Annotated in this window: 8 protein-coding genes and 1 pseudogene; 2 read left to right on the plus strand and 7 right to left on the minus strand. The window is 65.5% G+C overall.

What is annotated here, in order from left to right:
- Nucleotides 1-118 precede the first annotated feature (118 nt).
- Together BL254_RS24075 and BL254_RS24080 are read left to right on the plus strand one after the other, a co-directional pair.
- Nucleotides 119-1,378, plus strand: a complete 1,260-nt coding sequence (locus BL254_RS24075; RefSeq protein WP_076845305.1) for a restriction endonuclease subunit S — start codon at nt 119-121, stop codon at nt 1,376-1,378.
- A complete protein-coding gene (locus tag BL254_RS24080; protein ID WP_076845307.1) occupies nt 1,378-4,503 on the plus strand; it encodes a type I restriction endonuclease subunit R in 3,126 nt (1,041 codons plus the stop codon). Before BL254_RS24075 ends, BL254_RS24080 begins: the two co-directional genes overlap by 1 nt.
- A 192-nt stretch (nt 4,504-4,695) precedes the next feature.
- Here the strand turns inward: BL254_RS24080 and BL254_RS24085 are convergent, their stop codons facing one another.
- The 7 genes and pseudogenes from BL254_RS24085 to BL254_RS24125 form a co-directional block, all read right to left on the minus strand.
- Nucleotides 4,696-5,148, minus strand: a complete 453-nt coding sequence (locus BL254_RS24085; RefSeq protein ID WP_139342485.1) for a hypothetical protein — start codon at nt 5,146-5,148, stop codon at nt 4,696-4,698.
- Nucleotides 5,149-5,818: 670 nt separating this feature from the next.
- Nucleotides 5,819-6,844, minus strand: coding sequence for a hypothetical protein (locus BL254_RS24095; protein ID WP_047225135.1), 1,026 nt, complete (start codon nt 6,842-6,844; stop codon nt 5,819-5,821).
- Between the two features lie 139 nt (nt 6,845-6,983).
- Nucleotides 6,984-8,033: an ImmA/IrrE family metallo-endopeptidase gene (locus tag BL254_RS25510; RefSeq protein ID WP_371391321.1), complete on the minus strand. Its 1,050-nt coding sequence runs from the start codon at nt 8,031-8,033 to the stop codon at nt 6,984-6,986.
- Entirely contained in the window at nt 8,033-8,992 is a 960-nt protein-coding gene (locus tag BL254_RS24110; protein ID WP_139342486.1) for a hypothetical protein, read from the minus strand. The genes BL254_RS25510 and BL254_RS24110 overlap by 1 nt, the downstream gene beginning before the upstream one ends.
- 85 nt (nt 8,993-9,077) lie before the next feature.
- The gene (locus BL254_RS24115) at nt 9,078-10,031 is read right to left on the minus strand and encodes a hypothetical protein (protein ID WP_139342487.1); all 954 of its coding nucleotides are present in this window, start codon (nt 10,029-10,031) and stop codon (nt 9,078-9,080) included.
- A gap of 510 nt (nt 10,032-10,541) precedes the next feature.
- Nucleotides 10,542-11,003: a hypothetical protein gene (locus BL254_RS24120; protein WP_175648476.1), complete on the minus strand. Its 462-nt coding sequence runs from the start codon at nt 11,001-11,003 to the stop codon at nt 10,542-10,544.
- Between the two features lie 195 nt (nt 11,004-11,198).
- A pseudogene (locus BL254_RS24125) lies at nt 11,199-11,637 on the minus strand (site-specific integrase); the annotation flags it as partial.

The raw sequence follows: 11,637 nt of genomic DNA on the forward strand, positions 1-11,637 counted from the left end.
GAGATCCCCTTCACCCGTCACTTCTACAAGTACGTCCCACCCCGCCCCCTCGCCGAGATCGACGCGGACTTGGAGAAGCAGGTCGCCAAGATCCTTGAGCTGTTGCGGGAGGTCGAGGGTGATCGCTGAGAGGCCCGACCTCGTCGACTCCGGTGTCTCCTGGCTTGGGAAGGTTCCGCCGCACTGGACCACGAAGCCGCTGTGGTCCATGTTCGAACGCATCAAGGATGTGGACCATCCGGAAGAGCGGATGCTATCCGTCTTCCGCGAGTACGGCGTCGTGGCGAAGGACTCGCGCGACAACATCAACAAGACCGCCGAGAACCGCAGCATCTACCAGCTCGTCCACCCGGGTTGGCTGGTCGCCAACCGGATGAAGGCATGGCAAGGTTCGGTCGGCATATCCCCGCTCCGCGGGATCGTTTCCGGTCACTACATCTGCTTCGCGCCGCGCCATGGTGAGGACGCCCGCTACCTCAACTGGCTCCTTCGCTCGACCATCTACACCAACGGCTACGCGCTGCTCTCGCGCGGCGTGCGCATCGGCCAAGCCGAGATCGATAACGACGAGTTCCGGCTGATGCCGATCCTGCTCCCGCCGCTGGAGGAGCAGCGCGCCATCGCCGACTACCTCGACCGCGAGACCGCCCGCATCGACACGCTCATCAAGGAGCAGCAGCGCCTGATCGAGATGCTCCGCGAGCGACGAGATTCGACATGGGCGGCGCATGTGGAGACTGCCAAACATCACGGTCAGCTTGTCAGCGTTCGCCGCGTCATCGACTCGATCGTCGATGGGCCGTTTGGCTCTTCGCTTACCTCGGCTCACTACTCCGACGATGGCGCTCGGGTGGWCCGGCTTGGCAACATCGGCGTGAATGAGTTCAAGGACGGCGACACTGCGTTCATCCCGCTCGACTACRCAGCGGAGCTCGAAGCACATACAGTAGAGCAGGGCGATGTCGTTGTCGCTGGCCTGGGTGACGACCACATGCCGCTGGGGCGAGCCGCAGTCGTGCCTGCGCTTGGGCAGGCCGTCGTGAAAGCAGACTGCTACCGCCTTCGCCCCAATGCCGAGGTGAGTGCCGCTTACCTTGCCTGGGTCATGTCAGCACCGCAGACGCGCTCGCAGATCATGCTGCTTGCTCGTGGCTCGACTCGGCTGCGACTCAACACGAAAGTCGTGCAACAAGTTGAGATCCCGCTTACGGACAGGGGCACTCAGGATGCTCTCGTCACTCAATCCACCGCCGAGACCGTGAAGATTGACACGCTGATTATTGAAGCGGAGCGGTTCATCGAACTGGCCCGTGAGCGGCGGGTGGCGCTGATCACGGCGGCTGTGACGGGGCAGATCGATGTGCGGGATCTGGTCTGATGGCCGACTACAACGAGGTTGTCTTCGAGTCCGAGATCTGTGCGTATCTGGGGGCTCACGGATGGTTGTACTCGGCGGATGATTCCGGGTATGACCGCGAGCGGGCGCTCTTCCCCGCGGACGTGTTCGGCTGGTTGGAGGAGACTCAGCCGGCGGCGTACGGGAAGGCGTTGAAGGCTGCCGGGTCGGAGGCGAAGTTCCTCGACGTGCTGGCCACGGCGCTCGACAAGCCGCTGGAACACGGTGGCGGGACGTTGAACATCCTGCGTAACGGGGTCGTCTACATCGGTGGTGGCCGGTTGAAGCTGGCGCAGTTCCGGCCGGAGACCAGCCTGAACGCGACGACGGTGGCGCAATATGCGGCCATGCGGGTGCGAGTGATGCGGCAGGTGCGTTTCTCCACCGCGGATCAGCGCAGTCTGGACCTGGTGTTCTTCGTCAACGGGCTGCCGGTGGCGACGGTGGAGCTGAAGACGGACTTCACGCAGTCGCTGGACGAGGCGATCAGCCAGTACCGCAAGGACCGGCGCCCGGTGACGAACGGCCGGCTGGAGCCGTTGCTGTCGTTCGGGCATCGGGCGCTGGTGCACTTCGCGGTCTCCAACGACCTGGCGGCGATGACCACCAGGTTGGAGGGCGAGAAGACCCATTTCCTGCCGTTCAACATCGGCCATGACAGCGGGGCGGGGAACCCGCCGGGTGCCGAGGGGCGGTCGGCGACGGCGTACCTGTGGGAGCGGGTCTGGGAGAAGGACRCCTGGCTCACCATCATCGGACGGCTGATGATCGTGGAGACCAGGCAGGAGTGGGACGTCGCGACGGGGACGTCGGTACGGCGCACCAGCATGCTCTTCCCGCGGTTCCACCAGTGGGAGGCCGTGACGAACATCGTCGATGCCGTCCGCGAGGAGGGCGCCGGCCACCGGTACCTGATCGAGCACTCGGCCGGGTCGGGGAAGACGAACACGATCGCCTGGACCGCGCACCGGCTGGCGCGGCTACACGTGAACGACGAGAAGGTCTTCGACTCGGTCATCGTGGTCGTGGACCGGACGGTGCTCGACGGGCAGCTCCAGGAGGCGATCCGGCAGATCGACGGGTCCGGCAAGATCGTGGCCACGATCAGCCCGGAGGACGTCCGCAAGGCCGGCGCGAAGTCGAAGTCCGGGCTGCTGGCCKCCGCGCTCAAGAACGGCGAGCTGATCATCGCGGTGACGGTGCAGACGTTCCCGTTCGCGATGGACGAGATCCAGGCGGACAAGGGGCTCAAGGGCAAGAAGTTCGCCGTYATCGCCGACGAGGCGCACTCGTCGCAGTCCGGCAGGATCTCCTCCCAGCTGAAGGCCGTGCTCACCGCCGAGGAGATCAAGGACCTCGAGGACGGCGGCGAGGTCGCCCTGGAGTCGATCCTGGCGGCACGGATGAGCGAGCGGGCCGACTCGCCGAACATCTCCTAYTTCGCGTTCACCGCGACCCCGAAGGCCAAGACGCTGGAGATGTTCGGGCGCAAGGGGCCGGACGGGAAGCCGGTCGAGTTCCACCTGTACTCGATGCGGCAGGCGATCGAGGAGGGGTACATCCTCGACGTCCTGCGTGGCTACCAGTCGTACGAYACCGCGCTGAAGATCGCCGGCAAGGCCGCCGCTGACAACGAAGTTGAGGAAGGTGCCGCGCGCAAGGGGCTGATGYGGTGGGTGAAGCTGCACCCGACCAACATCAGYCAGAAGGTCCAGATCATCGTCGAGCACTTCCACGCCAACGTCGCCCATCTGCTGGAGSGCAGGGCGAAGGCGATGGTCGTCACCGACTCGCGCAAGGCCGCGGTGAAGTACAAGAAGGCGATCGACGCCTACCTCGCCCGCCGGGCCACGGAGGATGCGTCGTACGACTACCGCGCCCTGGTCGCCTTCTCCGGGTCGGTGACGATGGAGGAGAACGAGGTGTGGGCCTCGGAGTGGGGGCCGGCGCCGTCGAAGGACGCCGAGTTCACCGAGACCAACCTCAACCCCGGCGCCGGCTCGGATCTGGCCGCGGCGTTCAAGGGCGAGACCTACACGATCATGCTGGTCGCCAACAAGTTCCAGACCGGCTTCGACCAGCCGCTGCTCTCGGCGATGTACRTCGACAAGAAGCTTTCCGGGGTCACCGCCGTGCAGACGCTCTCMCGGCTCAACCGCACCCACCGCACCGCGGGCGGGGAGGTCAAGCGCAAGACGTTCGTCCTCGACTTCGTGAACAAGCCCGACGACATCCGGGCCGCGTTCGAGCCGTACTTCACCAACGCGACCCTGGAGACCGAGACCGACCCGTACGTCGTCGCCCACCTCGCCGCCAAGCTTGCCCAGGCCGGGATCTACACCGCCGACCAGGTGCGGGACGTCGCCGAGTTGTGGGTGAAGCGGAAGGGTAACAACGCGCTCTCGGCCGCGATCGCTCCGGCGAAGCACGAGTTCGCGCGCCGCTACGCCGCCGCGATCGAGGCCGATGACAAGGTCACGCTCAACACCCTCGACCTGTTCCGCAAGGACGTCTCCACCTACGTCCGGCTCTACGACTTCATGAGCCAGATCGTCGACTAYGGCGACCCGCACCTGGAGATGCTCTCCATCTTCCTACGCCTCCTGGAGAAGGTCATCGCCGACTCCTCCTGGGCCGCCGAGATCGACCTCTCCGACGTCGTCCTGGTCGGGGTCAAGCATGAGAAGCGGATCGCCGTCGATATCTCGCTGACCGGCGACGGAGAGCTCAAGGGAATCAGCGCCGCCGGAACCGGCACCCGCAAGGAACCCAAGTACGTTGCACTCCAGGTCGTGATCGATAAGATGAACGACCTTTTCGGTGCTGAGTCCTTCACCGAGTCCCAGATCCGCGAGTTCGTCAACGGCTTGGTCCAGCGACTTCTCGCCTACCCCGACCTCGTCAGGHAGACCCAGGTCAACTCGAAGAAGCAGTTCATGGACTCCGACGACTTCAAGGCCATCGTCACCGAGGCCGTCCTCGACAACCAGGAAGCCCACAACGCCATGRCCGACTACTTCTTCAACGACGGCCCTGGGATCAACGGCGTCATGCTTGCTCTCGCGGACGCCTTCTACGAGGTCGCCACTTCACAGGAGACTGACTGAGGGTGTGTTCGGCAGGCGGTCCTGTCGTTCCTCGGGAAATCTCTGCACTGGCGGGCACCGGCCGGTTGCTGAGTGAGCGTGCAGGCTCCCAGGGGCACTAAGCAGTTTACAGGTGTGAGGCGAGCAAGGTTCAGCCGGTCGAACTCTGGACTGTAATACTCACTGACCGGGGGTTCCGTCTTATCCAGCCCGTCAAGGGGTCTGCACATCCAGATGGGCACGCACGGCTTTCATAAACGACTCTTCAAACGACGTTAGAGATCTGAGGTCGATTATCGCTGTCGGAATAACCATGTCTGTGTCGGATGTCGTGGCCGGTGCCCTCCATGCATCTTTCATCGCGGTCCCCGCAATCTCCCGGGCCTGCTGAACGAGGTCGGCGTATGCGGCTCCGACGGTTTCGGACTCCGCCGTCGTCCAGACAATGTGATAGGCTAGCCTGGCCTGAATCTCCCGAAGCGCCTCGGAAAGCCGAACCCGCTCATCCGGTGCCGCATCGGCCCGCCTGCGGCGGATGGCGTAAGGGAACTCCTTGTAGGCCGCGTACGCCGCGAATGCTTCAGCGAAGGCTGTGCGCAGGCGGTTACGCTCTTCTTCCCGGCTGCGTCGATGGGCAAGCCAGATGTTGATCGCCGCCGCGACCATGCCAGCGAGAAATGCACYGGAGAGCACTGCCGTGGCTAGGAGATCCGGTCCGCCGGTTGTCGCTCCTTGTGCGCCCGGGGTAGGCGTGGGAGCGCGTGTCGCCGTAGTGGTATTCGCAGGCGCCACACCGGCGCTGGCCTGAATCAATGGTGYTGGTGTCAGGGTGGATCCAGACGTTGTCGCGGTGGGCATTAGCGTCTCTTCTGTTCATCGTTGATATAGATTGACAGTCGTCGATGTCAGGCATGGATCACCTCGCACCCCGGCCATTCTCCTGTCCGGCGCCACCATTCTTCGCGAAGTAAGTGGGCGACGATGTGGCCGAGAAGGGCAGGTGCGCCGTCGGAACGGTTCCAGCGCCGTTCTCCAGGATCGGCGGGGTACCACATGCACAGCGCACCGTCGGAATAGCGATGTGGCGAGTCGGATGGTCCGTCCGTGTAGACGTGCGGAGACTCGGGACACGCCAGGCTGAAGACGATCGTGATTGTCTGGACAGGAAGGTCCGCGACGTCGAGCCTGATCGCGAAGGCGAAGCCACCTCTGTATCGCCGGAAGGGAACCCGCACCTCCCGGATCTGAATGCCGCAGTCGGCGAGCCGGCGCAGGAACAGGATGCGGGGCGCCGGCCTGGCGAACCAGGCCGGCGCCCGCCATGGCGCTCGGCGGGTCACGCGCTGCGGAGCGGGGTACCGTAGGCGCGGGTAGGCCGGACGAGTGCCGGCCTACCGGAGAGGCCCAACGCGGCGGTCGAGACCGGGGTTGGTCGCCTCAACATCGCTGCCTTGCCCGCCAGCCCGGACGGTGTCGGGTCTTCCAGATACTTCCAGTAGACCCGCGAGAGCGCCGAGAGTACCGCCTCGCGGTCGTCATCGTGCTGGAGGGCCTCGCTGACGGCATCGGCCGCTGTGCGCAGTCGCCGGGCGGCGATCGAGCGGTCGATCAGGGGCTTCACATGGGGCGACACTCCTGCCGGATCCTTCGTCGCGTATCCGGCCTCCAGTCGGGTCGAGGCCCTGTCCAGCACGGAGAAGAGGGCGGTCGGGAGCCCCATCCCTTCCGTGATGAATTCCCATGCCCAGACGGACAAGTTGTGGGATGAGAACCCGACAGTGGTGTACTGCCGGTTCCATGCCTTGAGTAGGCGGATGGTGCGGCGACGGGTCTGGGCGTGCGACTTGCCGCCAGACGTGAAAAGCGTTGCGTGCCGCTCGGGGTCCGAGGCCTCCCATTTGTTCTTCTTGAGGTCGGGGATCCAAAGACCGTTGCCGTCGCGGCGGGTGAGCGCCATGACGAGGTCGATGGTCGGGTCCTGACTGTCCACTGGACGGCCGAAGTAGATCTTCGGTCCTCGCCTTGACGTACAGCAACGGGCCTTCGGGTAGACGTTTCGGATCTTCGGCCCGAGCAGGGAGCACAGCGCCTCGATCGTCTCTTCGGGAGACTCGTCAGCGCCTTCCGGACCGAGCGCCGGGTAGACACGGCGGTCCAGGACGACACCGCCGTCCCCGTCCGCCACTGGGTGAATGAAGGTGTGCTGCGCCAGCGAACCGCTGGGGTACGTGCGCAGCGCGCCCCGGAAACCGATCGCGACGTCCCGGCTGAGTCTCAGCCGGCCACGTGCCTCCGCGAGCGGTTCGGCGTGCGCGTCGATCCGACCGCGGACGTCGTTGAGGATGTCGTTTGTCTGTCCCATTCGAGCGCTTCGTTCGGTAGGGGTGCGGCTGCACCTGGGCGCCCGGCCTGGGCGGAGCTGCCTGATGGCCACTCACCCTTACTGACGTCGGACCGTGAGGCAGCTCCCGCCTGAGGAGGTCGACACCCCCAGCTCTTGTTCATTCGGCGCAGCTGCGGCAGATCGAGCGGCCCGGATCGAACTGCGTAGCCGCCAGCATGAGGAAGCAGCGATCACACCGCTGCTCCGCTCTGGCTCCCGCGGGGGTGCAGCCGCAGTGGCCGTTCTCGCATTTCGGCTGCCCGCAGCGCTGGCACGGCGGGCCGAAGACCTCGAACGGGTCGGCATCCGGACAGATCTCGCAGATCCACCATCGCTCCGCAGGAGAGGCCGCGCTGGCGGACCGGGGCGGCGCGAAGCGGCGCCACCCAACGTTGTCCGGCGCGAGTACCGCAATCATGTACTGCTTGTCGCACCAGGCCGCCTGCCCGTACAGCGGGTCGCTCCGGCCCCCGTTGCGGTAGGCCACGAAGGTGTCGTCGTGCTCGACCGTGGCAACTCCACGAAGCGCGGCCCRGATCAGTGGCGTGTCGGATTGGTCAGAGCCCCGCGCCGGTGGGACGACCCCCCGTGGTGACGCGAACACCACCCGGCCTGTTGCGTCGAGGAGAACAACGATACCTCCACCGCTCAGCAGTTCAGAGGCCCGTACGCAGCACGCTTCGCGAGATGCCTGGGAGTTCTGGAACATGTCGACGATCTCTGTGGCGGTCGGCCCTCGTAGGTCGACGCGATCGCGGACCCACCCATCCGGCAGGAGCACCCGGGCGGCGAAGGCATCGCACGCAGCCTCCTCGAAGTTCTCGGAGTCCACGCGGGTGAAGACACGCTGTCCAAGCTCTGGATCCGTCTGCTGGAGGTGATGACCCAGTTCGTGGAGCACGGTGAACCCGCGGCGCCGGCGCGATCGCGATGCGGCGACGCGGAGGGTCGGAGGCTGGGTATGGTCCAAGTAGCTGCCAGACACCGAGCATCCGTCACCATCACCTGATTCGGGTACGACGGTCACTTGGACGTCGGACCACGACGAGATCGTGGCCAAAGGGTCGGCGCAGAGAGCCGCGAGCGATCCCGGATGACGTTCCTCGACAACGCGCAAGATCGCTTCGGCCTGACGAGGAGCGTCAGCGAACAGCGGTCTCGCCCGCACTATGCGTCCTCCTCGCCCGCGGCGCTATTGTTGAGGAACTGCCGAAGCCGCGAGTCCCAGTCAGGCTCGCCGCCGCCGGTTTCTCGCGCGGCGAGGCTAAAGGCGCCATAGCTGCCGTCCAGACGTGCTCGTTCTTCAGCGATGCCCAACCGGCGCGCACGTCGAGTCCACGTTGATCTCCACCGTGGATGCTCCATCCGGATGACAAGCCCAGCCGGGAGCGGGCGAACCGAACTCGCGATCTCCTCGGAGGCGACGCCAGTCGCCTTCGCCACGAGGTCGATCTGCTCCATCGTCATCGGGACCTTGCCACGGAGAAGGCGCATGGCCTCGGCTTGGCTCACGTTTAGCGAAGCGCAGAATGCGCCGAGATCAAGACCCGATCCCAGGATCGCTGCAAGGGTGCGTGGCTCGATTCCCGGGACGGCAACCGGCAGCCCGGGTGCCTGCCTCAACAGCTCCAAGTCGTCGGTGAGCTCTGCGCGGAGCATGGCCGAAGGGTCCATAGGGGATGTGATCTTGCGGCCCCGTCTGACGCCTGCTGGCAACGGGGCTGGCTTCTGCACGCTCGCGGCAGCGATGCATCGGACCAGCGAGTCGCTCCAGACATCCACCAGTTGATCGAGGACCCGATTCGGCACCGTCGCCGTAAGCCCCGCCCATACTGTGACGGCCACGCCGAACGCGGTCGCCGTGTCACCGACCACGATGCCGTGGTCATCCTCCCTGGACGGGTCGATGGTCACCGGCGCACCTTGCACCTCGCGGTCTCGTACAGCCAGTACCACCAGCAACATGACGGTCTCGTCCCAGCGGGCGCGCCACACTTGCCCGATGCGGACCTCGACATCTGTCGAGGCGCCGAACCGTTCCTCTAGCCCCGGCTGGGTTAGTTGGTGCATGTCTGGTACCTGGGCGGCAAGATCGAGAAGATGCTGGGCAGTCCGCTGGTCGCTCACGGTGTCCTCCGGCGTGGGGTGGGCCGAGTATGCCGGCACCTAGATCTGACGTCAGAACTCCCGTCGCGCTCCATCGGGCGCACGGTCAGCCCAGGGCGGTCGTGGTGCCGCACAGCCGGATCACCTCCTTGGCCACTGCCTCTCGGTCTTCGCCTTCGCCGACAAGCTGTCTGAGCTTCTCAGCCACCCTGTCGGCATGCTGGCGCGCCTGCGCCGGGCCGCACGCCAGGAGCACCCGGATGTCGGCCGGGGATGCCAGGTACGGGACGATCCGGCGCTCCACCGGCGACAACATCCCCACGATGCCCGCAGCTGTGGCCGCAGCACTCAGTTCTTCGTCTGCGGCAACGACGAGATCCTCGGGAGTCGGTTCATCCGCGTCGGCACGGTTCTMGGCGCCATCGGGCAGGTAGACGATGTCGGGGTCCAGCACCACGGGGAACCGAGCCGCGAATACGTCGACAAGCTGAGCTTCCTCAAGCGACCCGCTCGCCGCCGTGAAAGCCGCCTGGGCTACGGCGATGATCGATGCCCGGTCCGCGATCGGTGGCCGGCGGGTCGTGCTCGACCACTTCGGAATCCTCACGTTCGGGACTTCACGAGCCGCCCGCACCAGGTCATCGATCGGGCCAGTCCACGGTGGAAGCGGTGCGCCTGTGGGCCTCCAACGGCCGGCGCCCGGCTCGCTAGCAGGCACCTTTTCGAAGGCGTGATCTCCCGACAGGACCTCCACGAGCCGGCGCCGCAACGCCCCCCGTGATGTCTTGCGCACGCTGTCGATCATCCAGTTGCGGATGGATTTGCGGAGGAGACGTCCGACGGATGCGTCATCGGTCGCCTGCGCAAGGAGGCTCGCGGTCACGGGCCGGATCCGGTCCACCAGAAATTCTTCGACGAGATCGTCCAGATCTCGGGCGCTGTCACGTCGAATTTCCGGGAAACGTCGGGCTTCCTCCTCGACCAACCTGGTGACCAGGTGGAGGCAATCCTGACCGAGATGCCCAAGACGGTGCAGCTCTTCAAACGCGGAGATGACCAACCTCCTTGAGGGGCCGCGTCAACGGCGTCGGTGACGCGAATTTTTGTTTTGTTGAGAAACGCGGACGCTGGCGCGACCAGCGCCCACAATTTCTCAGGTCCGAGCGCCACTTGACCTAGTGACGCTCTAGGATGCCAGGCCGCCGCCGAGCCTCGTCGTCCCACAGTTGGCCGCCGGGAGGGTGCTGGCTGTCGAATATACAGGCCTCGTGCGACCGCGACCGAAGCCGGCCTTCACCGCACCATCGTCCGAGGGTGGCCAAGGACGTCACGATCGCGGTCCGTGCCTCACCAGCGTGACTGAACGGATCCTTGCGGAGTACGACGCGGCGAGTTCCTCACCGACGTAGGCGGTGTCCGACGGTAGCGGTCACTGTTGGGACGCGGCGGCCCGCCAACTACCCACCCGCCTCCAAATCGGCCGTAGCGGGGGCGTACGCGAGAGAGCCGTTCGGCGGTTCGTCCGTTGGGATACRCATCCTCGTGGTCAGCCGTGGCGGTGTCGAAGGTATCAGGCTCCCCCGTTTGGGACTGGAGCTGACGCCGACCTGTCGAACGTGGCCTTGGTGTCGTTGCGTAGCTGCGCGACAAGGCTGCGTGCGGTACCCGCGCCAATGTGAAGGCGTTTGCGGAGGTTCTCCGCGGAGATCGGGCGGTGATGGAACTGCCAGTGCAGAACATCCTCGGCGCGTGCCCGGTGGAGCAGGTCCTGCTCCCATGTACCCGATCCGTCTCCCCGAGATGTCGCCTCCACCGCCGGCACTCCCATCCCTGCCAGGCCAGGAACCTGCGGCACCTCCGGTCGGTCAACCGCGATCGGCTCGGTCGGGTCGTCCGCGGCCTGCCSGCCCAGCGCAGGCGTGGACGCTGTGGTGGTCTGCATCGCCTGGAGCAGGCTGGGGCCGACCTCTGCCCAGCCGATCAACAGCCAGCAGCCGACACTGTCGAACGCGGCCTTCCCGTACTGGCCCATGATCAACGGTTCGGCTACATTGAGCGCAAGCGTGACTAAACTGGCGAATACCAGCAGTCGACGTACCGGCCTGATCTGTTCGGCGCTCGCCCCGCGTTGTGCGAGCTCGCGGGTGGCGAGGAGACATGTTATCCGGACTAAGATTTGCCACGTTCCGCCCGTTTCGTTCCCTCCCATTTCTGCCTTCCGGTGCTCTCACTCCCGGTGGGGTGTGGAGATTGTGGGTATGYCGAGGTCGGCCGTGYTGGATCGCGCGGCGCGGGCGGTTCGGTCGATGCCGGCGAGTTTGGTCTTTGCGGCTGTCAGGCTGTGTTGGAGTCCCTCGACTTCACCGAGCCAGCCGTTGGTTCGGGYTTCGTCTATGCGGGCGRTGAGATTAATAATGATCTGTTCGAGACGGCGGCGTTGAGCGGGTTCGACGCGGAGCATGGGGCAGCGGATGCAGGCGTGTTCGTGTTTGCAGCCTGTGCCGTAGGGGCGGGCGCAGGTGCCGAGTTCGACTTTGCGTAGTTCGAAGTGCTGTTGGAACTCGTCCCATTCGACGTCGGTGGGTTCGCGGTATTCCTCGGCGGGGCGGACGGCCCGGCGTCGGGTCAGGAATGCCTGGTAGGCGCGGATGAGGTCGTCCTGGAAG

This window comes from Protofrankia sp. BMG5.30 (genome assembly GCF_001983005.1).
Taxonomy (GTDB): domain Bacteria; phylum Actinomycetota; class Actinomycetes; order Frankiales; family Frankiaceae; genus Protofrankia; species Protofrankia coriariae.